This is a genomic window from Pantoea sp. Morm (assembly GCF_016643525.1).
Lineage (GTDB): Bacteria > Pseudomonadota > Gammaproteobacteria > Enterobacterales > Enterobacteriaceae > Pantoea > Pantoea dispersa.
The window spans coordinates 129,523-155,628 of the sequence record NZ_VOQX01000001.1; the positions used below are offsets into that span (position 1 = coordinate 129,523).

Genomic DNA, 26,106 nt, shown 5'->3' on the forward strand with positions numbered 1-26,106 from the left:
TTATTCAGTTAGCAGAATTAGTCAAGCGCTTTAGGCATAAAGGCGCGAACGTCGGCGAAACGCCGCGCTGCTGCACCATAACAGGGCGTAAAGTCAGTCCGCACGGCGCGTGCGGCGGCGCAGCGCGCAGATAATTACGCTATGATGAGCCAGATTCGTTCAGGGAGCGCGTAATGAAACAGATTCGTCTTTTAGCACAGTACTACGTGGATTTAATGGTCAAGCTCGGGCTGGTGCGGTTTTCACTGCTGCTGGCTTCGGCGCTGGTGGTGCTGGCAATGGTGGTGCAGATGGCGGTCACCATGGTGCTGCGTGGCCACGTTGAAAGTATCGACGTCGTGCGTTCGGTGTTTTTTGGCCTGCTGATTACCCCGTGGGCGGTCTACTTTCTCTCCGTAGTGGTCGATCAGCTGGAGGAGTCGCGCCAGCGGCTGTCGAAGCTGGTGGACAAGCTGGAGGAGATGCGCACGCGCGACCTTGAACTGAATCAGCAGATGAAAGAGACCATCAGCCAGCTGAACCAGGAAATCAGCGACCGTATTAAAGCAGAGCAGGCGCGCGAGCAGGTGATGGATAAGCTGCGCGAAGAGATGACGCGGCGTGAACAGGCGCAGATTGAACTGGAGCAGCAATCTTCCTTCCTGCGTTCGTTCCTTGATGCCTCGCCCGACCTGGTGTTCTATCGCAACATCGACAAACAGTTCTCCGGCTGTAACCGTGCCATGGAACTGCTCACCGGCCTGAGCGAGAAGCAGCTGATTGGTCTGACGCCGCGCGACATTTATGACGAAGATGCCGCCACCAAAGTGCTGGAGACCGATGAGAAGGTGTTTCGCCACAATGTGTCGCTCACCTATGAACAGTGGCTGCAGTATCCGGACGGGCGCAAAGCCTGCTTTGAAATCCGCAAAGTGCCGTATTACGACCGCGTCGGTAAGCGCAGCGGCCTGATGGGCTTCGGACGCGATATTACCGAGCGTAAGCGCTATCAGGACGCGCTGGAGAACGCCAGCCGTGAAAAGACCACTTTTATCTCCACCATCAGCCACGAGCTGCGTACGCCGCTTAACGGCATCGTCGGGTTAAGCCGCATCCTGCTGGATACCGATCTCAACCAGGAGCAGCTGAAGTACCTGAAAACCATTCACGTCTCGGCCATCACCCTCGGCAACATCTTTAATGATGTGATTGAAGTCGACAAGATTGAGCGGCGCAAAGTGCAGCTGGATAACCAGCCGCTGGATTTCACCGGCTTCCTCGCCGACCTGGAAAACCTCTCCGGCCTGCTGGCGCAGCCGAAAGGGCTGAAGTTCGTCATGGCACCGGAATTGCCGCTGCCGCACAAAATCTCCGCCGACGGCACGCGCCTGCGCCAGATTCTGTGGAACCTGATTGGCAATGCCGTGAAGTTTACCCGGCAGGGCGAAATCGTGGTGCGCGTCGCTTATCGCCAGGACGAAACGCTGCACTTTGAGGTGCAGGACTCCGGGATGGGCATTCCGCAGGAAGAGCAGGACAAAATCTTCGCCATGTATTACCAGGTAAAAGATCAGCACGGCGGTAAACCGGCCACCGGCACCGGGATTGGCCTGGCGGTGTCACGCCGGCTGGCGCAGGCGATGGGCGGCGATATTACTGTTAGCAGCGCACCGGGTCAGGGCTCGTGCTTTACCGTGGAAATCCATGCGCCGCGCGTGGCGGATGAAGTGGAAGATGAGGATCAGGACGACAGCATGCCGCTGCCGGCGCTGCACGTGCTGCTGGTAGAAGATATTGAGCTCAACGTGATTGTGGCGCGCTCGGTACTGGAGAAGCTGGGTTGCAGCGTGGAGGTGGCGATGACCGGCGGTGAGGCGCTGGCGATGTTCGATCCGCAGGAGTTCGACCTGGTGCTGCTGGATATCCAGCTGCCGGACATGACCGGCCTCGATGTGTCGCGCGCCATTCATCAGCAGCACGCCGGCGTGACGCTGCCGCCGCTGGTCGCGCTGACTGCCAATGTGCTGAAGGATAAAAAAGAGTATCTCGATGCCGGCATGGACGATGTGCTGAGCAAACCGCTGGCGGTGCCAGCGCTGACCGCGATGATCAAGAAATTCTGGGATTACCAGGCCGAAGCGGAAGCGGTGGTGAGTGACGCCGACGCGGAACAGTCACGCACGCTGCTGGATGTCGACATGCTGGAGCAGTATATCGAGCTGGTTGGTCCGGGGCTGATCACCCAAAGCCTGACGATGTTCGAGCAGATGATGCCGGGTTATCTTGAGGTGCTGGACTCCAACATGATGGCGCGTGACCAGAAGGGCATCGCCGAAGAGGGGCACAAGATCAAAGGCGCGGCGGGCTCCGTCGGCCTGCTGCATCTGCAGAAGCTGGCGAAACAGATTCAGTCACCGGAATTGCCGGCCTGGTGGGATAACGTGCAGGAGTGGGTCGACGAGCTGAAACACGAGTGGCGGCACGACGTTGAAGTATTACGGAACTGGGTTGCGGAGCGGGAAAAATAGCGCGGGCCAGAAAAAAAATGACCCCAGTCGAAACCGGGGTGCGCGAATACTGCGCCAACACCAGGGAAATGGGCGCTGCTGCTATTATTAGAAATCGAATACAAAAGCAACAGCGTGGTATTGGTTAACGCTTCAAAATCACCTTAGCAAATTCGCCACAGCTTGTGACAAGATTCATTAAATTGTGTGATGTTGAGCAGCGTTTAAATACAGAAAACATTAATTTGCTGACACAGTCAAGCAAGGAATCAATTTCTTTGGCGTATTGCACTATTTTTGAGCAAATGTCCGGTTTTTTGCCTGGTTTTCCCACAGTCGCGGTCCGGAAAGCGCTGCGCGGCGAAGGGAAACGGCAAAAAGCGCAGCGCAACGGCCGTTTTTATGCTCATGTTATTGATTCTAATAATGAATAACCAGATTTTGCGGCGGTTATCCAAAACGTTTTGGAAACCCCCGGCTGAAAGTTCCAGTTTGGGCATTGAACGGTTAGCGTAAACCGGATGGGCGGTAAAACGTTTTACAGGTTGCGCCCTGGCCTGAAGCGTAATTGTCGCTATTTGCGCCGTGTTTTTCAGAATGGTCTCGGTTGTCAATCAACATCTTCACTGACTACTAAAGATGATAGTTAAACATCGTGAAAGCTTTAACGTGAACGGTATCACAATCGGTTAAGTATTTATGCCCGTGCGCGCTGCGCGATTTTTCTGCATGGAACCGATTCCTTTTTGCCGGAAGTGCTTGATGCGACTGGCTCTAATAGAGGAACGATGGTTGCCCGCGCAATGAGTTTGGCTGGTGGTCGCGATGCCGCAGAGATAAAATTCCGGCTTGCATCACCGCTATTTGAAATCATGACCTGAGTAATTGATTAATCCAGGGAACCGGTAAGAGACGATTGCATGAGTAAGAGTAAAGGGAAGATGGTCCAGCGCCTGAAGCGGCTGGCTGGCAGGGTGCTTCTGGCATGGCTGGGTCTGTGGCTGGCCGGTATTGTGCTGTTCGCATTTTTGCCGGTGCCGTTTTCGGCGGTAATGGTGGAGCGGCAGCTTGGCGCGTGGTTCAGCGGACGCTTCGATTATGTCGCGCATTCAGACTGGGTGGGAATGGATGAGATTTCACCGTGGATGGCGCTGGCGGTGATCGCCTCGGAAGATCAGAAATTCCCCGAGCACTGGGGCTTTGACGTGCATGCCATTCAGCAGGTGCTAGACAATGACGGCAGTGAACGGATGCGCGGTGCATCAACGCTGTCTCAGCAGACGGCGAAGAATCTGTTCTTGTGGGATGGCCGCAGTTGGGTGCGCAAAGGGCTGGAGGCCGGGCTGACGGTGGGACTGGAAACGGTATGGACCAAACGCCGCATTCTGACGGTGTACCTGAATATTGCGGAATTCGGTAATGGAGTGTTTGGTGTGGAAGAGGCATCGCAGCGCTATTTCCACAAGCCTGCCAGCCGGCTGAGCATGGCGGAAGCCGCTTTGCTGGCGGCGGTGCTGCCGAATCCGATTCGCTTCCGCGCGGATGCGCCGTCCGGCTACATTCGTCAGCGCCAGCAGTGGATTATGCGCCAGATGCGCCAGCTGGGCGGTGAGGGCTTTCTCAACCGTTACCAGCTGCACTGACGTGGTTAGTCTTCGTCAAAACCGGCTTCAAACAGCTCAATGACCGCGGCCAGCGCCTGGGTTTCCTGCGGGCCGCTGGCCTCGATTTCGATATGACCGCCTTTAGCTGAGTCGAGCATCAGTAGCGCAATCACGCTGCTGGCTTCGGCTTCGGTACCGGCCTCGTTACGCAGCAGCACTTCCGCATCAAAACTCTGCACCAGCTCAAACAGCTTCATCGCCGGGCGCGCATGCATACCCAGCTTATTTCGAATCTCAACGGTTTGCTTCACGGTCATGATTTGCGTTTTTCCAGGGTGCGATGACGGGACTGCACATTTTTACCGCGCGAACGGAAATAGTCTGCCAGCTGTTCGGCAATGTAGACCGACCGGTGCTTACCGCCGGTACAGCCAATCGCCACCGTCAGATAGCTGCGGTTATTGGTTTCCAGCATCGGCAGCCACAGCTCGAGATAGCTGCGTGTCTGGTAGATAAAGTTGTGCACTTCGGTGTGACGATCGAGGAAGGCCGCCACCGGACGATCGAGCCCGGTCATCGGACGCAGTTTCGGATCCCAGTGCGGGTTGGGCAGAAAACGCACGTCAAACACGTAATCAGCGTCGATCGGGATGCCGTGCTTGAAGCCGAAGGATTCAAACACCATGGTGAGTTCACGCTCACGCTTGCCCAGCAGGCGCGTGCGCAGCATTTCTGCCAGCTCATGCACCGACATCTCTGAGGTATCGATGATCAGATCGGCACGCGAGCGCAGCGGCTCCAGCAGATCGTTCTCCTCATCAATGGCGCTTTCCAGCGACAGATTTTTGCTGGAGAGCGGATGCAGGCGGCGCGTGTCGCTGTAGCGGCGGATCAGCGTGTTGCGATCGGCGTCCAGAAACAGCAGCTGTGGCGAGAACGCTTCCGGCAGATTGTTCAGTGCCTGCTCAAACACCTCCGGTGATTCCGGCATGTTGCGCACGTCAATGCTAACCGCCGCTGAGATATTGCGCTCGGTTAAGGTGTTCGCCAGCTCCGGCAGCAGCACCACCGGCAGGTTATCGACACAGTAGAAGCCCATATCCTCAAGGGCGCGCAGCGCGACTGATTTTCCTGAGCCTGACCGACCGCTAACGATCATCAGCACCATCACATTTCTCCCGTGTTAAACCGGCACGCAGGCCGGTAAAAGTGTCTGTCGCTTAAGCGTGATCTTCCTGAGCTTCTGTAATGATGGCGTAGAGCTCTTCATCGCTCTGTGCCGCGCGCAAACGGCGGCAGACGGTTTTATCCGCCAGGCGTTTCGCCACCAGCGACAGGGTGTGCAGATGGGTTTTGCACTGGTCTGCGGGCACCAGCAGGGCAAACAGCAGGTCAACCGGCTGGTTGTCGATGGCGTCAAAGGCGATAGGCTGGTCGAGGCTGATAAACACGCCAACGGCGCGCAGCGTATCCTCCTCCAGCTTGCCGTGCGGGATGGCGATGCCGTTGCCAATGCCGGTACTGCCCATGCGTTCACGGGTCAGGATGGCTTCAAAAAGCGTCTGGTGCGGCAGATTGAGCTGCTTAGCGGCCAGCTCGCTGATAATTTCCAGCGCGCGCTTTTTACTCTGGCAGTGTACGCCGCTGCGGGTGCAGTCCAGCGAAAGGACCGCGCTCAATTCCAGTGTCAGATCGTTGTTCATCATCGTTTCACTTGCGTGTTCACATAGCCGTAAGGCACGTACCGGGACACCGCGAACGGGCAGGGCAGGTGACTGCAGGCGCTTGCGCAGATGACAAAACGGGGCGGTGACCCGCCCCATTTCTCCTCTGAGTGCTGAACCCGTCAGCACTCTGCAAGCGTGAAGGTTAGTGTTTTTTCAGTTTGTCTTTGTGTTTGGTCAGCTGACGGGCCAGCTTGTCAATCAACCCGTCGATGGCCGCGTACATGTCTTCCGCTTCCGATGTGGCGTGCAGCTCCCCGCCGTTGACGTGCAGGGTTGCTTCCGCAATCTGCGTTACCTTCTCCACTTTCAGAACAATATAAACCTGATTGATACGATCAAAATAGTGTTCCAGTTTGGCAAATTTGTTATTTACAAATTCGCGCAGTGGGTCGGTTATCTCAACATTCAGTCCGGTAAGGTTTAGCTGCATAGGTCTTCCTTCTTGTTTCGGTCAAACCAGCTGCTTGCGCTGGTTTGATGGCGGTATAGATAAAGACTCGCGATACTTAGCAACCGTACGTCGCGCCACCATGATGCCCTGTTCAGATAACATGGAGGTCAGTTTGCTGTCGCTCAAGGGTTTTGCGGGATTTTCCGCGGAGATTAATTTTTTCACCAGTGCACGGATCGCCGTCGACGAGGCTTCGCCACCGCCTTCGGTGCTGACGTGACTGGAGAAAAAATACTTCAGTTCAAAAATGCCACGCGGGCTGTGCAAATACTTTTGCGTGGTGACGCGGGAAATGGTGGATTCATGCATATCCACGGCCTGGGCGATATCCGCCAGCACCATCGGACGCATATGCTCTTCACCCTGTTCAAAAAACGCCTGCTGCTGTTCGACAATACAGCGCGTCACTTTCAGCAGCGTGTCGTTGCGGCTCTCCAGGCTCTTAATCAGCCAGCGGGCTTCCTGTAAGTTGCTGCGAATAAACTGACTGTCACTGTCATTACGCGCAGAACCGCCCATCGCGGCGTAATGCTGATTGATTTTCAGGCGCGGCAGGCTGTCGGCGTTCAGCTCCACCGTCCAGCGCGTGCCAGTCTTGCGCACCAGCACATCGGGAATCACATACTCGGGCTCGCTGGTATTGATGGACTGCCCGGGGCGCGGATCGAGCGACTGAATCAGCAGCATCGCTTCCTTCAGCACCTCTTCTTTCAGCCGCGTCACGCGCATCAGGCTGCGGAAATCGTGGTTAGCCAGCAGGTCGAGGTGCTCGCTGACAATCAGCCGAGCTTCGTTCAGCATCGGCATATCGGCCGCATACTGCGACAGCTGCACCAGCAGGCAGTCACGCAGATCGCGTGCGCCGACGCCCACCGGATCGAAACGCTGTACGCGCTTCAGCACCGCTTCCACCTCTTCCAGCGTCAGCTCTTCGTCACCAATACTGTCACAAATGTCCTGTAAGCTGACGGTGAGATAACCGGTATCGTCAATGGCATCGACGATGGAGGTAGCGATGGCGCGGTCGGTGTCGGTGAACGGCGTCAGTTCTACCTGCCACATCAGATAGTCCTGCAGCGACTGCGTGGTTTCACCCTGATACACCGGCAGCTCGTCGTCCTGGTAATCGGTGCCGGTGCCGGAGGGCGTACCGGCCGTGTAGATCTCGTCCCAGGTGGCATCGAGCGGCAGCTCTTCCGGCATCTCTTTCTGTTCGAGTGCCTCACGGGTATCTAACGCCTCGTTCTCCTGAAATTCGCGGGCGTCGACTTCATCGTGCAGATCGGTTTGTTCAAGCAGCGGATTGCTTTCCAGCGCCAGTTGCAGTTCCTGCTGGAGTTCAAGCGTAGAGAGTTGCAGCAAGCGGATTGCCTGCTGCAACTGGGGGGTCATCGCCAGCTGTTGGCTGAGCCTGAGTTGCAAACCTTGCTTCATAATCCGGCTAGAATTTCCTAAGCAAATGTCGGGTATGCCGACACCTTATCAGAGTCTGAACTCTTCGCCCAAATAAACCCGCTTAACCTGCTCATCTGCAAGAATTTCATCTGGCGTGCCGTGGGCAATCAGATGGCCCTGGCTGACGATATATGCGCGCTCACACACCGCGAGCGTTTCACGCACGTTGTGGTCGGTGATCAGCACGCCGAGGCCGCTGTCACGCAGGTGTTCGATGATCTTTTTGATATCGATAACGGAGATGGGGTCAACGCCGGCAAAAGGTTCATCCAGCAGGATAAACTTTGGATTGGCGGCCAGCGCACGGGCAATCTCGACGCGGCGACGTTCACCGCCCGACAGCGCCTGGCCCATGCTGTCGCGCAGATGGCCGATGTGGAACTCGTCCATCAGCTCATTGGCGCGATCCTGACGCTGCTCTTCCGTCAGGTCGTCACGCACCTGCAGTACCGCCATCAGGTTGTCGTAGACGCTCAGACGGCGAAAGATCGACGCTTCCTGCGGCAGATAACCGATGCCGCGCCGCGCGCGCGCATGCAGCGGCAGAATACTGATATCTTCTTCATCAATGATGATGCGGCCGGCATCACGCGGCACGATGCCGACCACCATGTAGAAGGTGGTGGTTTTACCGGCCCCGTTGGGGCCCAGCAGGCCGACAATCTCGCCGGATTTCACCTGCAGGCTGACATCTTCTACTACGCGACGGCCTTTGTAGGCTTTCGCCAGGTTTTCAGCGACTAATGTGGCCATAGCGATCAGTTACTCTTTTTGGGGCTCGCAGACGAACCGTTTTTATCCTGCAGCTGCGACGGCACCAGCACGGTGGTGACGCGCTTGCTCTGGCCCTGACTATAGGCCTGCATTTTCTGCTCTTTCACCAGATAGGTGATGCGATCGCCTTTGATGTTGCTGTCCTGCTGCTCGATAAAGGCGTTGCCGGTCAGCTCGACGAAATCGTTGGCCAGCTCATAGTGCAGTTTGGCGGCGTGCCCCTGCACCGGTTTGCCGTTGTCCTGCATCTGATAAAAGGTGGCTGGATTGCCGTAGGCATCAACGATGGTTTTGTTGCTGTCGCCGCCGGGACGCGTTACCACCACTTTATCGGCGGTAATTTTGATGGTGCCCTGGGTCACGATCACGTTGCCGGTAAAGGTGGCGACGTTACCCTGCAAATCGAGCGCCTGGTTCACCGAGTCGATGTTAACCGGCTTGTCCGAATCGCCTGTTAACGCCAGCGCCGGCAGGCTGGTTGCCAGCAGCGCACTCACCAGCAGCAACTTAAGGCTATTTTTGTTCATTTTGAATTTCATAGGAGGTTTTGACCTTTTCAAGCAGCTCGGCATTCTTTGTCCGTAGGTTGCCGCGCATCTTCATGCCAGTGGAGTTAAAACTGCGGCCAAATAGGGTGACCTGATCGTCAGACGTCACATCCTGGCTGACCAGATTAACCTGAGCATTATCCGTGATGATGCGCTCAAGCTGGGAATCCTGCGTCAATGTGTGTACTTCAACGTGGCCATAAAGATACAGCATACGATCTTTCGTCAGCTTTGCCTTGTCAGCACGAACCGACCACGTGGGCACTTTGTTTTCGTCGTAAGTGGTCATCACCGGATTATCGAACCAGCTCACTTCTTCGGCCGAAAAGTAGGTCACTTTATCCGAGACCAGCTTATAGGCCAGCGCACCCGTCGGGTTATACACCACGGTGCTGGAGTTGGCGCTGGTATAGGTCGGCGCCTGATCGTTGGTCGCCACCGGCGTGGCGCTGTCGTCCTGGTTGGTAAGATTCCAGCCGATCAGCACCAGGGCGATCAGCGCCAGAATCAGCGTTATCCAACGCCTGCTTTTACTCATACTGATTGCCCTTTGGCATCCTCAAATTTGTTCTGCGCCAGCAAAATCAGGTCGCATAGCTCACGTACTGCACCGCGACCGCCAGCAATGCGCGTCACGTAATGCGCGCGCGGCAGTAATACCGGATGCGCATCGGCGACGGCCACGCTCAGACCCGCCTGTGCCATTACCGGCCAGTCGATCAGGTCGTCACCAATATACGCGACCTGGTCTGCCGATAGTGACAGTTTATCCAGGAGTTCGCGCCAGGCCAAAAGCTTATCCGACTGTCCCTGGTAAAGATGCGTAATGCCGAGCGTTTTACAGCGATCTTCCAGCAGTTTAGCGCGACGGCCGGTAATAATAGCCACTTCGATGTCCGAGGTCAGCAGGCAGCGCACGCCGTAACCGTCGCGCACGTTAAAGGCCTTTAGCTCTTCACCGCTGTTGCCCATGTAAATCAGGCCGTCGGACATCACGCCGTCGACATCGCAAATCAGCAGGCGGATATTGGCCGCCCGCGCCATCACGTCGGCGCTCACCGGGCCGTAGCAGGTGTCGACCATCGTGGTTTCAGCACTCATTGTTGTTTCCCGTTCAGACCACGCCAGCGCGCAGCATGTCATGCATATGTACCACACCGAGCAGGCGATCGTCATCGGCCACCAGCAGCGCAGTGATGTTTTTGTTTTGCATCAGATTAAGCGCGTCCACCGCCAGCAGGTTAGGGCGCACGCGAATCCCGCCGCGCGTCATCACATCCTGGATGCGGGCCGACTGGAAATCGATGCCCATATCGAAGATGCGGCGCAGGTCACCGTCCGTGAAAATCCCTTCGATTTTCATCAGGTCGTCGACAATCACTGTCAGGCCGAGGTTTTTGCGCGTGATTTCCAGCAGCGCGTCGCGCAACGAGGCGTCACGGGTGACGTGGGGAATTTCATCGCCGCTGTGCATAATGTCGCTGACGTGCAGCAGCAGTTTGCGCCCCAGTGCGCCACCCGGATGCGACAGCGCGAAATCTTCCTGCGTGAAGCCGCGCGCTTCCAGCAGCGCCACCGCCAGCGCATCGCCCATCACCAGCGTGGCGGTGGTGCTGGAGGTCGGTGCCAGCCCGAGCGGACAGGCTTCCTGCGGCACTTTCACGCATAAATGCACATCGGCAGCCCGGCCCATGGCGCTCTCCGGACGGCTGGTCAGGCAAATCAGCTGCACTTTCTGCCGTTTGAGCACCGGGATCAGCGCGAGGATTTCGCCCGACTCGCCGCTGTTCGAGATGGCGATCACCACATCGTTGGTGCTGACCATGCCGAGATCGCCGTGGCTGGCTTCACCCGGGTGGACGAAGAACGCCGGCGTGCCGGTGCTGGCGAAGGTGGCGGCCATTTTCTTGCCGATATGGCCGGATTTGCCCATGCCCATCACCACCACTTTGCCACGGCAGGCAAAGATCATTTCGCAGGCGCGGCTGAAGTCGGCGTTAATATACTGGTCGAGCTGTTCCAGCCCTTCGCGTTCAATGCGCAGTACCGCTTTACCTGCCTGCTGGAAGTCGAAATCCGGTTGCTGATGTGACATGGTCAGTCATCCTTAATAGCTTGCGATAAGCGTGGGGCTGAGCCACAGCCACAGCACCCACACGATAAATCCACCTAACAGCAGCGTGCCCGCGATGCGGCCGATGCGGCGCTTGCGCAGCAGGCACAGCAGGGCGAACAGCACGCTGACGCCCAGCATAATCCAGTAATCCCGCGCAAAGGCGTGCGCATCGATCGCGCCGGGATGCACCAGCGCAGGCAGGCCCAGCACAATCGCCAGATTGAAGATATTGGCGCCAATCAGGTTGCCGATGGCGATATCGTCTTCGCCTTTCAGCGCGCCGGCCAGCACCGTGGCCAGTTCCGGCAGACTGGTACCGACAGCAATCAGCGTCAGTCCCATCACCAGTTCGCTAACGCCGAAGTAATCCGCAAACACTGTGGCGTTGTCGATCACCATGCGCGTCGACATCGGCAGAATAATCAGCGCCACCGCCAGCCAGAGAAACGCCACCGTGTTGCCGCTTTCGTCGCGCGGCAGCTCCGCCAGTTGTTCACGCGTCAGGGTGTCATTATTATCGCGCTCGGCCCGCCGGGCGATGCGGATCGCCACCAGCAGATAACCCAGCGCCAGCAGCAGCAGTGCCACGCCATCCAGCCGGCTGAGCTGGTTATCAAACAGCATGATGCCGCTGAGCAGTGAGACCAGCAGCAGCAGAGGGAGTTCGCGGCGAATCAGATTGGAGTGTACGGTTAAAGGGTGCAGCAGCGCAGCGCCACCAAGGATCAGCAGAATATTGGTGATGTTCGAGCCCAGCGCGGTACCCACGGCTAAATCCATCTGACCATGCTGCGCGGCAGAGAACGAGACGATCAGTTCCGGCAGTGAAGTGCCAATGCTCACCACCGTCATGCCAATGATCAACGGGGGAATGCCAAGGGATCGACACAGGATCGCGGCGCTGAACACCAGGCGGTCAGCTCCGTAAGCCAGTAAAATCAATCCGATAAACAGCAGGGCAGTGGCTACGAACATGAAAAATCCTTGATGGATAACGGTGCCGGCAAACCTTGTCCGACAGGTAAAAGCAGTGCGCGTGCGGAATCAGGCGCTGATTTTGACTGTCTGAGAGGCAAAAGTAAATTTTAAGGCCGTTTTCGCCACACCGGACGGGTAAGTTTCTGTAAAACTATCGTGCATTGTGGTTTACCAGGCTACCATCCACCACGTTAATTACGCCCGATCCGTTTAAAGAGGTAATGATGATCCAGCAGCAAACGAATCTGGTTGAGGTTCGTGGCGTCAGTTTTACGCGCGGCAATCGCACCATCTTCGACGACATTTCGCTGACCGTTCCGGCGGGCAAAGTCACGGCGATTATGGGCCCTTCCGGCATCGGTAAAACCACCCTGCTGCGCCTGATTGGCGGGCAGCTGCAGCCGGACAAAGGTGAGATCTGGTTTCGTGACCAGAACATTCCGACGCTGTCGCGCCGTAAGCTGTATGACGTGCGTAAAAAAATGAGCATGCTGTTCCAGTCCGGTGCGCTGTTCACCGACCTTAACGTCTATGAAAACGTTGCCTGGCCGCTGCGCGAACACACCCGGCTGCCAGCTGAATTGCTGCACAGCACGGTGATGATGAAGCTGGAAGCCGTCGGACTGCGCGGCGCAGCCCAGCTGATGCCGGCCGAACTCTCCGGCGGCATGGCGCGCCGGGCGGCGCTGGCGCGTGCAATTGCGCTGGAGCCGGAGCTGATTATGTTCGACGAACCCTTTGTCGGCCAGGATCCCATTACCATGGGCGTGCTGGTCAAGCTAATCGATGAGCTCAACCATTCGCTGGGCGTCACCTGCATTGTGGTTTCACACGACGTGCCAGAGGTCTTGAGCATTGCCGATCATGCCTATATTGTTGCCGGGCAAAAGATTATTGCTCAGGGTAGTGCGCCGCAGCTGAGGGAGAATCCCGATCCGCGCGTGCGCCAGTTTATTGAGGGTCATGCGGATGGTCCGGTGCCGTTCCGCTTCGCTGCCGGGGATTACCTCAGCGATCTGACCCGCACAGGGAGAAGCTAAACTGATGTGGTTACAGGCACTGGCGTCATTTGGGCGTCAGGGAATTAACACCTGTGCGGCCTTTGGCCGGGCGGGCTTAATGCTCTTCCATGCGCTGGTGGGTAAACCGGCGTTTCGTAAGCATGCGCCGCTGCTGGTGAAGCAGCTGTATAGCGTGGGCGTGCTGTCATTGCTGATCATTGTGGTCTCCGGCCTGTTCATTGGCATGGTGCTGGGGCTGCAGGGCTATCTGGTACTCACCACTTACAGCGCGGAAACCAGCCTGGGTATGCTGGTGGCGCTGTCGCTGCTGCGCGAACTGGGGCCGGTAGTCACCGCGCTGCTGTTTGCCGGGCGCGCCGGTTCGGCGCTCACTGCGGAAATTGGCCTGATGAAAGCCACTGAGCAGCTCTCCAGCATGGAGATGATGGCGGTCGATCCGCTGCGCCGCGTAGTGTCGCCGCGCTTCTGGGCCGGCTTTATCAGTATGCCGCTGCTGGCGCTGATCTTTACCGCGGTGGGCATTGCCGGTGGCGCGCTGGTCGGGGTGGCCTGGAAAGGCATCGACCCGGGTTTCTTCTGGTCGGCGATGCAGAACGCGGTCGATTTTCGTACCGATGTGATCAACTGCCTGATCAAGAGCGCGGTGTTTGCCATCACGGTGACCTGGATCGCGCTGTTCAATGGGTATGACGCCATCCCGACTTCGGAAGGGATCAGTCGCGCGACGACGCGTACCGTAGTCCATGCTTCGCTGGCGGTGCTTGGACTGGATTTTGTGCTGACGGCACTGATGTTTGGGAATTAATGCAATGCAAAGCAAAAAAAACGAAATCTGGGTTGGCGTGTTTATGCTGGCGGCGCTGCTGGCGCTGCTGTTCCTCAGCCTGCGCGTCGCCGATCTTAAATCGCTGGGTACTGAGCCAACGTGGAAGCTGTACGCCACCTTCGATAATATCGGCGGCCTGAAAGTCAGCTCGCCGGTGAAAATTGGCGGCGTGGTGATTGGCCGCGTCACCGACATTTCACTGGATGACAAAACGCTGTCGCCGCGCGTCACCATGGATATCAGCGAACAGTATGCCAATAAAATTCCTGACACCAGCTCGCTGGCGATTCGCACCCAGGGTCTGCTGGGTGAGCAGTTCCTCGCGCTCAACTTAGGTTTTGACGATCCGGAGCTTGGCTCGGCGATGCTGAAAGATGGCGGCACGCTGCGGGATACCAAATCGGCGCTGGTGCTGGAAGACCTGATCGGCCAGTTCCTCTACAAGAGCGGCGACAACAAGGACAATGAGAAATCGTCGGGCGCCGCCAGCGCGAGCGCCCCGGCAGCACCTGCTACAACGGAATAACCCAGAGAGGTACAACACGATGTTAAAACGTTTCCTGATGGTGGCCCTGCTGGCCATCGCGCCGCTGGCGGCAAACGCAGCGGACGCCAACCAGAGCAATCCGTACAAGATGATGAACGAAGCGGCGGAGAAGACCTTTACCCGCCTGAAGAACGAACAGCCGAAGATTAAGCAGGATCCGAATTACCTGCGCGAAATTGTGCGCCAGGAGCTGCTGCCGTACGTGCAGATTAAATACGCGGGGGCGCTGGTACTGGGCCGTTACTACCGCGAAGCCACGCCGGCGCAGCGCGACGCCTACTTTGCCGCGTTCGGGGATTATCTGGCGCAGGCTTATGGTCAGGCGCTGGCGTTATATCACGGTCAGACTTACCAGATTCAGCCTGAGCAGCCGATTGGCGATGCCAATATCGTGGCAATTCGCGTCACCATCATCGATCCCAACGGCCGTCCGCCGGTGCGCCTTGATTTCCAGTGGCGCAAGAACAGCCAGACCGGCAACTGGCAGGCTTATGACATGATTGCCGAAGGCATCAGCATGATCACCACCAAACAGAATGAGTGGAGCGATCTGCTGCGCACCAAAGGCATCGACGGCCTGACTGCGCAGCTGAAAACCTATGCCGCGCAGCCTATCACCCTGGACAAGCAGCAATAATGAGCGAACCGTTACGCTGGCAGCGCACTGCCAGCACGCTGGCCCTGAGCGGCAAACTGGACCGCGATACGCTGCTGGCGCTGTGGCAGGCGCGTGACAGCGCCATGGCCGGTATCACCACGATTGACGTGGCGGCGCTGGATCGGGTTGATTCTGCCGGGCTGGCGCTGCTGGTGCATCTGCGCGAAATCGCGCGGGCGCAGGGCACGACGCCGCTTTTCAGTGGCATCACCGATAAGCTCGACTCGTTAATCAAGCTGTACAACCTGCAGCAGATTATTGTTTCTGCGGAACAAATCGCCTGATTAACGGCGCTGCTGACAAAGCCCCTGTTTTTTTCAGGGGCTTTTGCGTATTTAAGAGTCAGGCGCTTTCCTCTAAGATATCCGCCTTATTATTATCAAGTGAAGCAATGAGCGATGGAAAATAGTGAAGTTCAGGCCGTGCTAATGCAGGCGCTGCCGTTAGAAGAAGTACATGTTCTCAGCAACGATGGCAGCCATTTCCAGGTCATTGCCGTGGGCGAAATGTTTGGCGAGCTGAGCCGCGTAAAGAAACAGCAGGCTGTGTACGCGCCGCTGATGGAATACATTGCGGATAACCGTATTCATGCGGTGTCCATCAAGACTTATACCCCAGCCGAGTGGGCGCGCGACCGTAAACTCAACGGTTTCTAAGCGCCACTCTGGCTGTTTTGTTGATAGATAATTGAGAGCCGTGTTAATGGACAAATTTCGTGTGCAAGGCCCCACCCGTTTAAGCGGTGAAGTGACCATTTCCGGGGCGAAGAATGCTGCGCTGCCGATTCTGTTTGCTGCGCTGCTGGCTGAAGAGCCGGTAGAGATTCAGAACGTGCCGAAGCTGCGTGACATCGATACCACCATGAAGCTGCTGAGCCTGCTCGGTGCGCGCGTGGAACGCAATGGTTCGGTCCACGTTGATGCGCGCGAAGTTAATGTCTTCAGTGCGCCGTACGATCTGGTGAAAACCATGCGCGCCTCCATCTGGGCGCTGGGGCCGCTGGTGGCGCGTTTTGGCCAGGGCCAGGTTTCTCTGCCGGGCGGCTGTGCGATTGGTGCGCGTCCGGTCGATCTGCACATTACCGGCCTGGAGCAGCTGGGTGCCGAGATCAAACTGGAAGAGGGCTATGTTAAAGCCTCTGTGGATGGTCGCCTGAAGGGCGCGCACATTGTGATGGATAAGGTCAGCGTGGGCGCGACCGTGACCATCATGAGCGCCGCAACGCTGGCGACGGGCACCACCATCATTGAAAACGCGGCGCGTGAACCGGAGATTGTCGACACGGCAAACTTCCTTAACACGCTGGGCGCGAAAATCAGCGGCGCCGGCACCGACAAAATCACCATCGAGGGCGTTGAGCGCCTCGGCGGCGGCGTCTATCGCGTGCTGCCGGACCGTATCGAAACCGGCACCTTCCTCGTGGCCGGCGCTATCTCGCGCGGCAAAGTGGTGTGCCGCAATGCGCAGCCAGACACGCTGGACGCCGTGCTGGCGAAACTGCGTGACGCGGGTGCGGAGATTGAAGTCGGTGAAGACTGGGTGAGCCTGGATATGCACGGCAAGCGTCCGAAAGCGGTTAACATCCGTACCGCACCGCACCCGGGTTTCCCGACCGACATGCAGGCGCAGTTTACGCTGCTCAACCTGGTGGCTGAAGGCACCGGCGTCATTACCGAGACCATCTTTGAAAACCGCTTCATGCACATCCCGGAGCTGATTCGTATGGGTGCGCACGCCGAAATCGAAAGCAACACCGCTATCTGTCACGGTGTTGAAACCTTGTCCGGCGCGCAGGTGATGGCGACCGATCTGCGTGCGTCAGCCAGTCTGGTACTGGCAGGCTGCATTGCAGAAGGTGCGACGCTGGTGGATCGTATCTACCACATCGATCGTGGCTACGAGCACATTGAAGACAAGCTGAAAGCGTTAGGCGCCAACATTGAGCGCGTCAGCGGCGAGTAATCCTTTGTCCTGATTGCCAGGCATGAAAACCAGTCACGACAGCGTGGCTGGTTTTTTTTTGCTTTATCCGCGTGAGACGATCTTTTTCAGATCTTGGGGCGATCGAATGCGTTTTTTACGATCCAGTAGACGCTGCGTGACCGGATCAAAATAGCGGCTGGGCCAGATCTCGGAAGGATGGACCTTCAGCGCCGTGGCGATCAGCCATTCACCTTTAGGCCAGGGGCGTGACAACGCGTTGGCCAGCGTCGATGAACTGAGGCCAGATTGACGTGACAGGGCGGCCAGTGATGTGCCGCGCTTGCGCAGGGCCGCAATGATATCTGCCGGATGCCAGTCTTCTCTCCTTGCATGCATAACTCTCTTCTCCGTGTCCGTGTTAGTGCTCCATCTCTGCAGCGCTGTGGCTCTCCTGCGCAGAGATAACTGGAAAAATCCGGATTTTTATAGCAAATAATTTCCATATGTTTCCAGTAATTGTTTTGCCTGTGCACGAAACTGCGCAGTTTTTCGCAAAAATGCTGCAAGGGGAATGTAATCAGACGGGCAGAGCAGGGGAGAAATAAAAACGGGGCCGAACGGCCCCGTAGCAGGTCAGAAATCGCGCTGCACCGACATATGTGCCAGTGCTTCCAGCGCGCTGCGCCACGGCGTTTCTGGCAGTGCCTGTAGCGCGGCGATGGCTTTATCCGCCTCTTCTTCGGCGCGTTTGCGCGTCCATTCCAGCGAACCGGTTTGCTGCATTGCCGCCAGCACCGGCTCCAGCAGATGACGACCATTACCCTCTTCGATCGCCTTGCGGATCATCTGCGCCTGCTCGGGCGTGCCGTTGTGCATGGCGTGCAGCAGCGGCAGCGTCGGCTTGCCTTCGCTCAGATCGTCACCGGTATTTTTGCCCAGCGTCTCGCCGTCGGCGCTGTAATCCAGCAGATCGTCGATCAGCTGAAACGCCGTACCGAGATAGCGGCCATAATCCTGCAGCGCTTTCTCCTGCGCTGGCGTGGCCTCTGCGAGGATCGCCGACGCCTGCGAAGCGGCTTCAAACAGGCGGGCGGTTTTGCTGTAGATCACCCGCATGTAGCTCTCTTCGGTGATATCCGGATCGTTGCAGTTCATCAGCTGCAGCACTTCGCCTTCGGCGATCACGTTCACCGCTTCGGACATCAGTGCGAGGATCTTCAGCGATCCCATGCTGGTCATCATCTGGAAGGCGCGGGTATAGATAAAATCCCCGACCAGCACGCTCGCCGCATTGCCGAACGCGGCGTTAGCGGTGGCTTTGCCACGGCGCATATCGGATTCATCCACCACATCATCGTGCAGCAGCGTCGCCGTGTGGATAAATTCGATCAGCGCCGCATTGGTCACATGCAGCGATCCCTGATAATTCAGCGCGCGTGCTGACAGCACCGCGATCATCGGACGGATGCGTTTGCCTCCCCCGCTGATGATGTAATAGCCCAACTGGTTAATCAGTGAGACATCTGAATTCAGCTGGTCGAGGATGGTCTGGTTGACGGCCGCCATGTCCTGCGCGGTTAATTCGTTAATCTGTTCTAAGTTCATTCGTCTGTTCAGCTTTGACTCGTTTTCTGCATGGTAAGCGCTTTTACCCAGCGTGAGTTCAGGTAATCTGTTACTGATTGTACTTGAAAAATCGGGTTGAGAAACGTTTGCATTCGTCCTGCGCTTTTTTTCTGCAAGAGAGTGCAAAGTGCACTTGTCTTCTGCTGGAGTTTTGCGTAGAATTCGCGCCCTATTGTGAATATTTATCGCGCCGCCTGATGAACAGAAAGGCATGCGCAGAAGCGGAGTTTTATATGTACGCGGTTTTCCAAAGTGGTGGTAAACAACACCGAGTAAGCGAAGGTCAGACCGTTCGCCTGGAAAAGCTGGACATCGCAACCGGTGAAACCATCGAGTTCGACCAGGTTCTGATGATTGCAAATGGCGAAGACGTGAAAATCGGCGCGCCACTGGTTTCAGGCGGTGTGATCAAGGCAGAAGTTGTTGCTCACGGTCGTGGCGAGAAAATTAAAATCGTTAAGTTTCGTCGTCGTAAACACTACCGTAAGCAAGCTGGTCACCGTCAGTGGTTCACTGATGTGAAAATCACTGTGATCAGCGCGTAAGAGGAGATCTGACAAATGGCACATAAAAAGGCTGGTGGCTCGACTCGTAACGGTCGCGACTCCAATGCAAAACGTCTGGGTGTTAAGCGTTTCGGTGGTGAATCTGTTCTGGCAGGTAGCATCATCGTTCGTCAGCGTGGTACCAAATTCCACGCCGGTAACAACGTAGGTTGTGGTCGTGACCACACTCTGTTTGCTACCGCAGACGGCAAAGTTAAATTCGAAGTTAAAGGTCCTAACAACCGTAAATACATCAGCATCGTTGCTGAGTAAGGTTGTTGTGCCGCAGACGATTAACGTCTGAACACACGAATGGAAGGCCCCGCAGCTTTGCGGGGCTTTTTACATTCTGCCGCAGGTTACGGCAATCACGCTGACCTTGCGCCTCAGTTTGCTGTACACTTTATGTACACATGACTTTGCCAATCCTGTATTATCCGCCGCCGGTCAGCGCAGAAGACCCTGGCGGACCCGTTTGTCGCCCGCAGCGTGGCGCAAACGACAGTGTGACGGAGATAAAAAATGAAGTTTGTTGATGAAGCGACGATCCTGGTGGTCGCGGGTGATGGTGGCAACGGTTGCGTCAGCTTCCGCCGCGAGAAGTACATTCCCAAAGGGGGACCGGACGGCGGTGACGGCGGTGACGGCGGCGACGTTTACCTGCTGGCGGATGAAAACCTCAACACCCTGATCGATTATCGTTTCGAAAAATCTTTCCGCGCCGAACGCGGCCAGAATGGCCAGAGCCGTGACTGTACCGGTAAACGCGGTAAAGACATCATTGTTAAAGTGCCGGTGGGTACGCGCGTGATCGATCAGGGCACGGGCGAAACGCTGGGCGACATGACGCGCCATGAGCAGAAGCTGATGGTGGCGAAAGGTGGCTGGCACGGTCTGGGCAACACCCGCTTCAAATCGTCCGTGAACCGTACGCCGCGTCAGAAAACCATGGGCACGCCGGGCGAGAAGCGCGACCTGCAGCTGGAACTGATGTTGCTGGCAGACGTGGGTATGCTGGGTCTGCCTAACGCCGGTAAATCGACCTTTATCCGCGCGGTATCGGCGGCGAAGCCAAAAGTGGCGGATTATCCGTTCACCACGTTGGTGCCAAGCCTCGGCGTGGTACGTATGGACAGCGAAAAGAGCTTCGTGGTCGCCGACATTCCCGGCCTGATTGAAGGCGCAGCGGAAGGCGCAGGCCTCGGCATTCGCTTCCTCAAGCATCTGGAGCGCTGCCGTGTGCTGCTGCACCTCATCGACATCGCGCCAATCGACGAATCCGATCCGGTAGAGAACGCCCGCATCATTCTCGGCGAGCTGGAGAAATACAGCGACAAGCTGTACCAGAAGCCGCGCTGGCTGGTGTTCAATAAAACCGACCTGCTGAGCCGTGAAGAGGCGGAAAGCCGCGCTAAAGCGATTGCCGAAGCGCTGGGCTGGGATGAGAAATACTATCTGATCTCCGCCGCCAGCCGTGACGGTGTCAATGAGCTGTGCTGGGATGTGATGAGCTTTATCATCGCGAATCCAAAAGAAGCGGAAGAAGAAGCGAAGCAGCCAGAGAAAGTGGCCTTCATGTGGGATGATTACCACCGTGAAGCGCTGGAAAATGCTCAGGAAGTGGAAGAAGACGAAGACTGGGATGACGACTGGGATGAAGACGACGACGAAGGCGTCGAGATCATTTATCAGCGTTGATGTCAGCGAAAAAAGCGGCCAGATGGCCGCTTTTTTTATTGCTGTTTAGCGCAGAGCATCAGGCCGCACAATCATTCCCTCTCCCCGTGGGAGAGGGCAGGGTGAGGGCATCAGGCCGCAGCGGAACCAAACCTACCCCAGCACCGCCACCGTCAGCCGCGAACTGCAACACAGCTGATCGCGACCATTGCGTATCTCAATCTGCCAGCTCTGATTGCGCGCCCCCAGATGCAGCGGACGACAAACACCGCGCACCTCGCCGCTGCTCACCGCCCGATGATGGCTGGCGCTCACCTCAATGCCCACCACGCTTTTACCTTCTTCCACGCTCAGGTAACCGGCAATGGAGCCCATCGACTCCGCCAGCACCACCGACGCGCCGCCGTGCAGCAGGCCAAACGGCTGCTGCGTGCGGCTGTCTACCGGCATGGTGGCCTCCAGATAATCGTCACCGATGGCGGTAAACACGATGCCCAGATGCGCCACCAGCGAGTTATCGCCCAGCTGATTCAGCGTGGCGAGATCCACCGTACGTTTCCAGATTGCCATGCCTCAGGCTCCCAGCGTTGCGCCACCGTCCACCACAATATCCTGCAGCACCACGTGGCTGGCAAGATCCGAGGCCAGGAACAGGATGTTGTTCACGATCTCCTGCGGCTGGGCGATCTTACGCAGCGGGATCCCCAGTTTGTACTGATCCGGGAAACCGTTAATCATCTCCTGCTCGGCTTCCGGCGTATGCCACAGGCTGCGCTGCATATCGGTATCGGTTGATCCCGGTGAGACAATGTTGCAGCGCACGCCATACGGTGCCATCTCAAGGCCAACCGTCTGGCACAGGCTGCGCAGCGCTGCTTTAGACGCGCCATAGGCTGACATGCCGAGGCGCGGGGCGTGCGCGGCGTTAGAGGCGATGGTGACAATCGCGCCAGCGCGCTGCTGGCGGAAGACCGGCAGCGTCTGCTGGAACAGGTTAAACGCGCCGCCGGCGTTCACGGCGAGACACGCCTGCCAGTCAGCAAATGACAGCGCATCGGTGCTGCCGATGCGCAGAATGCCCGCGCCGTTCACCAGGATATCCAGCCGCGGCTGGCTGGCCAGCAGTGACTGACAGCAATCGCGCACCGCAGCACTGTCGGCGACGTCCAGCTGGCAGGTGGCGAACGGATAGTCATCCTGGCCAAAGTGCAAATCAAAACCGGTCACCTCCGCACCGGCCTGATGGAATGCCAGCGCGGTGTGATAGCCGATGCCTTTACCGGCACCGGTCACCCAGACAATTTTTCCGCTGAAATCAAAACAGGCGCTCATTATGCTGGCACCCGTGACAGCAGCGTCCACCAGCCATCAATGCTGGGGTTTTTCGCCAGGCTGATGAAGTCGATATCGCTGTGCACCTGACGCCAGCGCGCCGCCAGCGCCATCACGCGCACCGAATCCAGCCCATAATCGATCAGGTTTTCATCATCTTCCGGCACGTCATCATCTTCCAGCAGCGGCAGAATCAGCGCGCGCAGCGCGTCCTTGCTCTGTGGCAGCGGCATCAGGTCGGCGGTCATCACCACTTTGCCACTGCGGCCTGCGGTGTAGGTCAGCGCCATCATATGCTCGTCGCGCGAGAAGTCGGCCAGCGCATCGGCCACCATAAACGGCTGGATGTTACGCATGAAGGCGTCGGTGGCGGTGGTCAGGCAGCCGATGTGGGCATACACGCCAGTAATGATCAGCTGATCGCGGCCCATCTCCTGCAGGATAGATTCCAGCGGCGAGCGCACAAACGCGCTGTAGCGCCATTTAGTCAGCACCTGATCGTCCTGATCCGGCGCCAGCGCGTCGACGATCTTCTGCTGATCCGGATGTTTGTTCAGCCCCGGTCCCCACATATCATTCAGCAGCGCGCGATCCTCATCGCTTTGCTGGTTGGGCTGGGCGGTATAGAACACCGGAATGCCCTGCGCTTTGCAGTAAGCGCGCAGGCGGGCAATGTTCTCCACCACCTGATTCACCAGCGGGCTGTCTTCGCCCCAGAAGTTGAGGAAATAGGCCTGCATATCGTGAATCAGCAGCGCCGCGCGCTGCGGCTCCAGCGCCCATTGTACTTTGTTAGCCGGCAGCTCAGTGGCGGCGGGCAGCGCATAAGACGTCAGTTTTGGAATAGCCATTACAATCTCCGGAAAAAATCAGGCTTGCGTCTGCTCAGCAAGCTGTTGGCGTAAACGTTTTTTATCCACTTTGCCTACCGGGGTAAGCGGCAGGTCGTCGACGCAGGTAATGCGGTCGGGAAGTTTGAATTCGGCAATGCCCAGCTCGCGCAGATGGCGGCGCAGCGCGACCGGTTTTACCGGCTGGCGCGCCACAATGAAGGCACAGCTCTTTTCACCCATCAGCTCGTCATGCATGGACACCAGCGCGGCGTGGATTACATCCGGATGGCGCAGCAGCAAGTTTTCGATCTCTTCTGCGGCGATCTTCTCGCCGCCGCGGTTGATCTGATCCTTTTCGCGTCCCTGTACGGTGATGTAACCCTGAGCGTTGATCTCAATCAGATCGCCTGAGCAGTAAAAACCGTCAGCGTCGAAGCTGGCGGCATTGTGCTCCGGGCTGTTGTAGTAGCCCCGGAAGGTGTAAGGGCCGCGCGTCATCAGGCGACCGACCTGGCCTGGCGGCAGCGGATTGCCGTTCTCGTCGGCCACCCACACTTCGTCATCGTCCGAAATCGGGCGCCCCTGGGTAGTCAGAATGGTTTGCTCGTCATCGCCGAAGCGCGTGTAGTTAACCAGTCCTTCCGCCATGCCAAACACCTGCTGCAGCTGGCAGCCGATTTCACGCTGAATGCGTGCGGCCAGCGTTTCGCCCAGTTTGGCCCCGCCCACCTGAATGCGCTGCAGCGAGGCCAGCGCTGAATTGCCGCCCCACTCCTGAATCGCCTGCAACCACAGGCTGACCGCCGGCGGCACCAGTCCGGTATCGGTCACCTGGTGCTGCTCAATCAGCGGGAAGCAGAGCGTGGCGCTGGGATCCGCGGCGAGAATCACCTGGCCACCGGCATAGAACACCCCGAGCGAACCGGGGGAACTCATGGCAAAGTTATGCGGCGCGGGCAGGGCGATCAGATAGCGCGTGTCGGCGTTGATGTGGCAAATCTCGTCGCTGGCGCGGATGCTGTAGTAGTAGTCGTTGTGGGTGCGCGGAATCAGCTTCGGCGTCCCGGTGCTGCCGCCGGAGAGCTGGAAAAACGCCACTTCATCGGCGGCCGTTGGTGTCGCGACAAAATCGCCAGCCGCTTCATCCTGCAGCGACGCCAGCGTATTTTCCGCCTGCGCGTCGTTACGCAGGATCACCTGCTGCAGCGTGGGCTGCGCCTCGCACAGCGTGGCGATGAAGTCATCGCTGGCAAACAGCGCATGCTGGCGATCGGCGATCAGCAGTTTCGGTGCAATCTGCTGCGCATAGGCCAGCAGTTCAGTGCGCTGATGGCTGAACAGCGCGTACACCGGGACCACGCCCAGCTTAAACAGGGCAAACAGCGTAACGTAAAAGTCCGCCACGTTGCCGAGCTGCACCAGCGCCGTGTCACCGCGCTGTAAACCGCGCCGCTGCAGCGCCGCCGCCAGATTATCACTGCGTTGCGCCAGCTGGCGGTAGCTGAGCTGCAAAGGGCCGTCGATCACGGCGATAGCGTCGTTTTCGCGATGGCGGTCGATGATGTCGGTCAGCGGCACGTCGATCCAGTAGCCTTTTTCGCGATAGCGCGCGGCCAGATGTGCCGGCCAGCGGCTGAAGGGAATGCTCATGCTTGTTCCTTTATTGCAGTCCAAAAGCGCGCAACATGGTGTCCAGCTTCACACCCGTTTCACGCCATTCTGATTCCGGTTGTGAGTCGGCGACGATGCCAGCGCCGGCAAACAGCCGCACGCGCGTGCCGTTTACCGTCCCGCAGCGAATGGTCACCACCCATTCGCCGTTGCCTTCGCTGTCGCACCAGCCGACGATGCCGCCAAACAGCTGGCGATCAAAGGGTTCGAGCTGCTGAATCAGCTGCTGCGCGCGAGCGTGCGGGAAGCCGCTCAGGGCAGGGGTTGGGTGCAGCAGCGCAGCCAGCGACAGCGCGTTTTCGCGCTCATCCTGCACTTCGCCATCGATTTGCGTCGCCAGATGCCACAGCGTGGCGGTGGTGATCAGCGACGGCACGGTAGGCACCGACAGCAGGCGGCTACGCGGCTGCAGCGTGCTGCGCATCGCGTCGGTCACCAGCTGATGTTCGTGGCGATCTTTGGCTGACGTCATCAGGGTGTTACCTGCCGCGCGATCGGCGCTGACGTCGTCGTGATGGCGGCGCGCCGAGCCGGCCAGTGGGCAGGAGGAGAAATCGCGCCCCTGTTTGCGCAGCATCAGTTCCGGGCTGGCACCTACCAGCGCGCCTCCTTCCGCCAGCGGCAGATGGAAATGGTAGCTATTGGGATTTTGCGCGATCACGCGCTGCATCAGCGCGGCGGTATCCACCGGCTGCTCCGTGACGATATCCATCAGGCGCGACAGCACCACTTTGTCCGGATCGCCGCGCTGGATGGTGGCAACGGCGTCGGCCACCATGCGGGTAAACACCGCGTGGTCTGGCACTGCCGTCCGCCGCCGCACTGCCGGCAGATCGCTCTGCTGCGCCGTCAGCGCCTGTTGCAGGTCGGCGCGATTAAAGCTCTGCCAGGATTCGGGTATGAACAGCGACGCTGGCTGGCTGACGTCAAACGGAATCGCGCCCACCAGCAGCGGATTGGCGATCCCCTGCTTTTTCGCCGCGGCAAAGTGCTGGCGCAGCTGCTGTTGAAAGTCGCCCTGCAGCAGCGCGGCATCGCCCACCGGCGTGTTGATCGTGGTATAGCAGCCCTGGGTGGCCAGGCTGCGCCATGGCGAGGTGAAAAGGAAACCGCGGCACAGCGCGGAAAAATCCTTCAGCCAGGCATTTTCAAACGTGGAGCTTTCCACCATAATTTTCACCTATAAATGATAAGATTATTAAGAATGATTATCATTTTTATTATGGCTCTGTAACCTACGTCGAAAGGGGCAAAGAGTCAATCCATTCGCGGGATTTACCGTGCTGTCAGACGTAAGCGGCGGCTGA

At 57.8% G+C, this 26,106-nt stretch carries 31 protein-coding genes; 12 read left to right on the forward strand and 19 right to left on the reverse strand.

Annotated elements, in window-relative coordinates; all coding sequences use genetic code 11:
- Positions 1-173 precede the first annotated feature (173 nt).
- On the forward strand, positions 174-2,507 hold the full coding sequence (gene arcB, locus FT726_RS00550) for an aerobic respiration two-component sensor histidine kinase ArcB (RefSeq protein ID WP_058759597.1): 2,334 nt from the start codon (positions 174-176) through the stop codon (positions 2,505-2,507).
- Positions 2,508-2,755: 248 nt separating this feature from the next.
- On the opposite strand, the gene FT726_RS00555 is transcribed toward arcB, so the two are convergent.
- Positions 2,756-3,100 carry a hypothetical protein gene (locus tag FT726_RS00555; RefSeq protein WP_346302303.1) on the reverse strand — a complete coding sequence of 115 codons (345 nt, stop codon included), beginning with the start codon at positions 3,098-3,100 and terminating at the stop codon, positions 2,756-2,758.
- A 306-nt stretch (positions 3,101-3,406) separates the two neighbouring features.
- Here FT726_RS00555 and mtgA point away from each other — a divergent pair, with 306 nt between their 5' ends.
- Complete coding sequence (mtgA, locus tag FT726_RS00560) at positions 3,407-4,129, forward strand: monofunctional biosynthetic peptidoglycan transglycosylase (protein ID WP_031279742.1); 723 nt, start codon at positions 3,407-3,409, stop codon at positions 4,127-4,129.
- Between the two features lie 5 nt (positions 4,130-4,134).
- On the opposite strand, the gene npr is transcribed toward mtgA, so the two are convergent.
- The 11 genes from npr to FT726_RS00615 all read right to left on the reverse strand — a co-directional run bounded on the left by npr (position 4,135) and on the right by FT726_RS00615 (position 12,136).
- Complete coding sequence (gene npr, locus FT726_RS00565) at positions 4,135-4,407, reverse strand: PTS phosphocarrier protein NPr (RefSeq protein WP_058759594.1); 273 nt, start codon at positions 4,405-4,407, stop codon at positions 4,135-4,137.
- Entirely contained in the window at positions 4,404-5,258 is an 855-nt protein-coding gene (gene rapZ / locus FT726_RS00570; protein ID WP_021507744.1) for an RNase adapter RapZ, read from the reverse strand. The genes npr and rapZ overlap by 4 nt, the downstream gene beginning before the upstream one ends.
- 52 nt (positions 5,259-5,310) lie before the next feature.
- On the reverse strand, positions 5,311-5,793 hold the full coding sequence (ptsN, locus tag FT726_RS00575; RefSeq protein WP_288425083.1) for a PTS IIA-like nitrogen regulatory protein PtsN: 483 nt from the start codon (positions 5,791-5,793) through the stop codon (positions 5,311-5,313).
- 166 nt (positions 5,794-5,959) lie between these two features.
- The gene (hpf, locus tag FT726_RS00580) at positions 5,960-6,247 is read right to left on the reverse strand and encodes a ribosome hibernation promoting factor (RefSeq protein WP_010618250.1); all 288 of its coding nucleotides are present in this window, start codon (positions 6,245-6,247) and stop codon (positions 5,960-5,962) included.
- Between the two features lie 21 nt (positions 6,248-6,268).
- Positions 6,269-7,702, reverse strand: coding sequence for an RNA polymerase factor sigma-54 (rpoN, locus tag FT726_RS00585; protein WP_088516015.1), 1,434 nt, complete (start codon positions 7,700-7,702; stop codon positions 6,269-6,271).
- Positions 7,703-7,750: 48 nt separating this feature from the next.
- Positions 7,751-8,476 carry an LPS export ABC transporter ATP-binding protein gene (gene lptB, locus FT726_RS00590; RefSeq protein ID WP_010618248.1) on the reverse strand — a complete coding sequence of 242 codons (726 nt, stop codon included), beginning with the start codon at positions 8,474-8,476 and terminating at the stop codon, positions 7,751-7,753.
- Positions 8,477-8,481: 5 nt separating this feature from the next.
- Positions 8,482-9,036, reverse strand: a complete 555-nt coding sequence (gene lptA, locus FT726_RS00595; RefSeq protein ID WP_031279739.1) for a lipopolysaccharide ABC transporter substrate-binding protein LptA — start codon at positions 9,034-9,036, stop codon at positions 8,482-8,484.
- Complete coding sequence (lptC, locus tag FT726_RS00600; RefSeq protein WP_021507740.1) at positions 9,011-9,583, reverse strand: LPS export ABC transporter periplasmic protein LptC; 573 nt, start codon at positions 9,581-9,583, stop codon at positions 9,011-9,013. The genes lptA and lptC overlap by 26 nt, the downstream gene beginning before the upstream one ends.
- A complete protein-coding gene (kdsC, locus tag FT726_RS00605; RefSeq protein ID WP_021507739.1) occupies positions 9,580-10,146 on the reverse strand; it encodes a 3-deoxy-manno-octulosonate-8-phosphatase KdsC in 567 nt (188 codons plus the stop codon). Before kdsC ends, lptC begins: the two co-directional genes overlap by 4 nt.
- A 13-nt stretch (positions 10,147-10,159) precedes the next feature.
- Complete coding sequence (gene kdsD, locus FT726_RS00610) at positions 10,160-11,140, reverse strand: arabinose-5-phosphate isomerase KdsD (RefSeq protein WP_021507738.1); 981 nt, start codon at positions 11,138-11,140, stop codon at positions 10,160-10,162.
- Between the two features lie 12 nt (positions 11,141-11,152).
- Positions 11,153-12,136 (reverse strand): calcium/sodium antiporter, encoded by a 984-nt coding sequence (locus FT726_RS00615; RefSeq protein WP_021507737.1) that lies wholly within the window; start codon positions 12,134-12,136, stop codon positions 11,153-11,155.
- A gap of 227 nt (positions 12,137-12,363) precedes the next feature.
- Between FT726_RS00615 and mlaF the strand changes: the two genes are divergently transcribed.
- From mlaF to murA, 7 genes are all read left to right on the forward strand, one after another.
- Positions 12,364-13,179 (forward strand): phospholipid ABC transporter ATP-binding protein MlaF, encoded by an 816-nt coding sequence (gene mlaF, locus FT726_RS00620; RefSeq protein ID WP_021507736.1) that lies wholly within the window; start codon positions 12,364-12,366, stop codon positions 13,177-13,179.
- 4 nt (positions 13,180-13,183) lie between these two features.
- A complete protein-coding gene (gene mlaE / locus FT726_RS00625; protein WP_021507735.1) occupies positions 13,184-13,966 on the forward strand; it encodes a lipid asymmetry maintenance ABC transporter permease subunit MlaE in 783 nt (260 codons plus the stop codon).
- A 4-nt stretch (positions 13,967-13,970) separates the two neighbouring features.
- Positions 13,971-14,513 carry an outer membrane lipid asymmetry maintenance protein MlaD gene (gene mlaD, locus FT726_RS00630; protein WP_021507734.1) on the forward strand — a complete coding sequence of 181 codons (543 nt, stop codon included), beginning with the start codon at positions 13,971-13,973 and terminating at the stop codon, positions 14,511-14,513.
- A gap of 19 nt (positions 14,514-14,532) precedes the next feature.
- The gene (mlaC, locus tag FT726_RS00635) at positions 14,533-15,171 is read left to right on the forward strand and encodes a phospholipid-binding protein MlaC (RefSeq protein ID WP_021507733.1); all 639 of its coding nucleotides are present in this window, start codon (positions 14,533-14,535) and stop codon (positions 15,169-15,171) included.
- Positions 15,171-15,476, forward strand: a complete 306-nt coding sequence (gene mlaB / locus FT726_RS00640; protein WP_021507732.1) for a lipid asymmetry maintenance protein MlaB — start codon at positions 15,171-15,173, stop codon at positions 15,474-15,476. Before mlaC ends, mlaB begins: the two co-directional genes overlap by 1 nt.
- 114 nt (positions 15,477-15,590) lie before the next feature.
- Positions 15,591-15,848 (forward strand): BolA family iron metabolism protein IbaG, encoded by a 258-nt coding sequence (gene ibaG, locus FT726_RS00645; RefSeq protein ID WP_007886637.1) that lies wholly within the window; start codon positions 15,591-15,593, stop codon positions 15,846-15,848.
- A gap of 46 nt (positions 15,849-15,894) precedes the next feature.
- The gene (murA, locus tag FT726_RS00650; RefSeq protein WP_021507731.1) at positions 15,895-17,154 is read left to right on the forward strand and encodes a UDP-N-acetylglucosamine 1-carboxyvinyltransferase; all 1,260 of its coding nucleotides are present in this window, start codon (positions 15,895-15,897) and stop codon (positions 17,152-17,154) included.
- Positions 17,155-17,217: 63 nt separating this feature from the next.
- Here murA and FT726_RS00655 read toward each other — a convergent pair whose 3' ends face one another.
- Positions 17,218-17,511 (reverse strand): helix-turn-helix transcriptional regulator, encoded by a 294-nt coding sequence (locus tag FT726_RS00655; protein WP_021507730.1) that lies wholly within the window; start codon positions 17,509-17,511, stop codon positions 17,218-17,220.
- A gap of 237 nt (positions 17,512-17,748) precedes the next feature.
- The gene (gene ispB, locus FT726_RS00660; RefSeq protein WP_021507729.1) at positions 17,749-18,720 is read right to left on the reverse strand and encodes an octaprenyl diphosphate synthase; all 972 of its coding nucleotides are present in this window, start codon (positions 18,718-18,720) and stop codon (positions 17,749-17,751) included.
- Positions 18,721-18,974: 254 nt separating this feature from the next.
- On the opposite strand from ispB, the gene rplU reads away from it, so the two are divergent.
- The 3 genes from rplU (at position 18,975) to cgtA (ending at position 20,984) form a co-directional block, all read left to right on the forward strand.
- A complete protein-coding gene (rplU, locus tag FT726_RS00665; RefSeq protein ID WP_021507728.1) occupies positions 18,975-19,286 on the forward strand; it encodes a 50S ribosomal protein L21 in 312 nt (103 codons plus the stop codon).
- A gap of 15 nt (positions 19,287-19,301) precedes the next feature.
- Positions 19,302-19,559, forward strand: coding sequence for a 50S ribosomal protein L27 (rpmA, locus tag FT726_RS00670; protein WP_006121751.1), 258 nt, complete (start codon positions 19,302-19,304; stop codon positions 19,557-19,559).
- Positions 19,560-19,808: 249 nt separating this feature from the next.
- Positions 19,809-20,984: an Obg family GTPase CgtA gene (cgtA, locus tag FT726_RS00675; RefSeq protein WP_058759590.1), complete on the forward strand. Its 1,176-nt coding sequence runs from the start codon at positions 19,809-19,811 to the stop codon at positions 20,982-20,984.
- Positions 20,985-21,116: 132 nt separating this feature from the next.
- On the opposite strand, the gene FT726_RS00680 is transcribed toward cgtA, so the two are convergent.
- The 5 genes from FT726_RS00680 to FT726_RS00700 are packed head-to-tail and all read right to left on the reverse strand — an operon-like array spanning position 21,117 to position 25,970.
- On the reverse strand, positions 21,117-21,533 hold the full coding sequence (locus FT726_RS00680) for a hotdog fold thioesterase (RefSeq protein ID WP_021507726.1): 417 nt from the start codon (positions 21,531-21,533) through the stop codon (positions 21,117-21,119).
- Between the two features lie 3 nt (positions 21,534-21,536).
- Positions 21,537-22,295, reverse strand: a complete 759-nt coding sequence (gene dhbA / locus FT726_RS00685) for a 2,3-dihydro-2,3-dihydroxybenzoate dehydrogenase (RefSeq protein ID WP_021507725.1) — start codon at positions 22,293-22,295, stop codon at positions 21,537-21,539.
- Positions 22,295-23,146, reverse strand: coding sequence for an isochorismatase family protein (locus tag FT726_RS00690; RefSeq protein WP_058770693.1), 852 nt, complete (start codon positions 23,144-23,146; stop codon positions 22,295-22,297). Before FT726_RS00690 ends, dhbA begins: the two co-directional genes overlap by 1 nt.
- 18 nt (positions 23,147-23,164) lie before the next feature.
- Positions 23,165-24,778, reverse strand: a complete 1,614-nt coding sequence (locus tag FT726_RS00695) for a (2,3-dihydroxybenzoyl)adenylate synthase (protein ID WP_166711380.1) — start codon at positions 24,776-24,778, stop codon at positions 23,165-23,167.
- 10 nt (positions 24,779-24,788) lie between these two features.
- Positions 24,789-25,970: an isochorismate synthase gene (locus tag FT726_RS00700; RefSeq protein WP_346302304.1), complete on the reverse strand. Its 1,182-nt coding sequence runs from the start codon at positions 25,968-25,970 to the stop codon at positions 24,789-24,791.
- Positions 25,971-26,106 lie beyond the last annotated feature (136 nt).

Coding starts and splice junctions, on each gene's coding strand:
- kdsD (WP_021507738.1), bottom strand. CDS start 11,140: ATGTCACATCAGCAACCGGATTTCGACTTCCAGCAGGCAGGTAAAGCG.
- rapZ (WP_021507744.1), bottom strand. CDS start 5,258: ATGGTGCTGATGATCGTTAGCGGTCGGTCAGGCTCAGGAAAATCAGTC.
- mlaE (WP_021507735.1), top strand. CDS start 13,184: ATGTGGTTACAGGCACTGGCGTCATTTGGGCGTCAGGGAATTAACACC.
- mlaF (WP_021507736.1), top strand. CDS start 12,364: ATGATCCAGCAGCAAACGAATCTGGTTGAGGTTCGTGGCGTCAGTTTT.
- dhbA (WP_021507725.1), bottom strand. CDS start 22,295: ATGAGCGCCTGTTTTGATTTCAGCGGAAAAATTGTCTGGGTGACCGGT.
- FT726_RS00655 (WP_021507730.1), bottom strand. CDS start 17,511: ATGCATGCAAGGAGAGAAGACTGGCATCCGGCAGATATCATTGCGGCC.
- FT726_RS00690 (WP_058770693.1), bottom strand. CDS start 23,146: ATGGCTATTCCAAAACTGACGTCTTATGCGCTGCCCGCCGCCACTGAG.
- hpf (WP_010618250.1), bottom strand. CDS start 6,247: ATGCAGCTAAACCTTACCGGACTGAATGTTGAGATAACCGACCCACTG.
- lptA (WP_031279739.1), bottom strand. CDS start 9,036: ATGAAATTCAAAATGAACAAAAATAGCCTTAAGTTGCTGCTGGTGAGT.
- lptB (WP_010618248.1), bottom strand. CDS start 8,476: ATGGCCACATTAGTCGCTGAAAACCTGGCGAAAGCCTACAAAGGCCGT.
- cgtA (WP_058759590.1), top strand. CDS start 19,809: ATGAAGTTTGTTGATGAAGCGACGATCCTGGTGGTCGCGGGTGATGGT.
- ispB (WP_021507729.1), bottom strand. CDS start 18,720: ATGAACTTAGAACAGATTAACGAATTAACCGCGCAGGACATGGCGGCC.
- FT726_RS00700 (WP_346302304.1), bottom strand. CDS start 25,970: ATGGTGGAAAGCTCCACGTTTGAAAATGCCTGGCTGAAGGATTTTTCC.
- npr (WP_058759594.1), bottom strand. CDS start 4,407: ATGACCGTGAAGCAAACCGTTGAGATTCGAAATAAGCTGGGTATGCAT.
- mtgA (WP_031279742.1), top strand. CDS start 3,407: ATGAGTAAGAGTAAAGGGAAGATGGTCCAGCGCCTGAAGCGGCTGGCT.
- murA (WP_021507731.1), top strand. CDS start 15,895: ATGGACAAATTTCGTGTGCAAGGCCCCACCCGTTTAAGCGGTGAAGTG.
- rpoN (WP_088516015.1), bottom strand. CDS start 7,702: ATGAAGCAAGGTTTGCAACTCAGGCTCAGCCAACAGCTGGCGATGACC.
- rpmA (WP_006121751.1), top strand. CDS start 19,302: ATGGCACATAAAAAGGCTGGTGGCTCGACTCGTAACGGTCGCGACTCC.
- FT726_RS00695 (WP_166711380.1), bottom strand. CDS start 24,778: ATGAGCATTCCCTTCAGCCGCTGGCCGGCACATCTGGCCGCGCGCTAT.
- kdsC (WP_021507739.1), bottom strand. CDS start 10,146: ATGAGTGCTGAAACCACGATGGTCGACACCTGCTACGGCCCGGTGAGC.
- arcB (WP_058759597.1), top strand. CDS start 174: ATGAAACAGATTCGTCTTTTAGCACAGTACTACGTGGATTTAATGGTC.
- mlaC (WP_021507733.1), top strand. CDS start 14,533: ATGTTAAAACGTTTCCTGATGGTGGCCCTGCTGGCCATCGCGCCGCTG.
- mlaD (WP_021507734.1), top strand. CDS start 13,971: ATGCAAAGCAAAAAAAACGAAATCTGGGTTGGCGTGTTTATGCTGGCG.
- ibaG (WP_007886637.1), top strand. CDS start 15,591: ATGGAAAATAGTGAAGTTCAGGCCGTGCTAATGCAGGCGCTGCCGTTA.
- lptC (WP_021507740.1), bottom strand. CDS start 9,583: ATGAGTAAAAGCAGGCGTTGGATAACGCTGATTCTGGCGCTGATCGCC.
- rplU (WP_021507728.1), top strand. CDS start 18,975: ATGTACGCGGTTTTCCAAAGTGGTGGTAAACAACACCGAGTAAGCGAA.
- FT726_RS00615 (WP_021507737.1), bottom strand. CDS start 12,136: ATGTTCGTAGCCACTGCCCTGCTGTTTATCGGATTGATTTTACTGGCT.
- mlaB (WP_021507732.1), top strand. CDS start 15,171: ATGAGCGAACCGTTACGCTGGCAGCGCACTGCCAGCACGCTGGCCCTG.
- ptsN (WP_288425083.1), bottom strand. CDS start 5,793: ATGAACAACGATCTGACACTGGAATTGAGCGCGGTCCTTTCGCTGGAC.
- FT726_RS00680 (WP_021507726.1), bottom strand. CDS start 21,533: ATGGCAATCTGGAAACGTACGGTGGATCTCGCCACGCTGAATCAGCTG.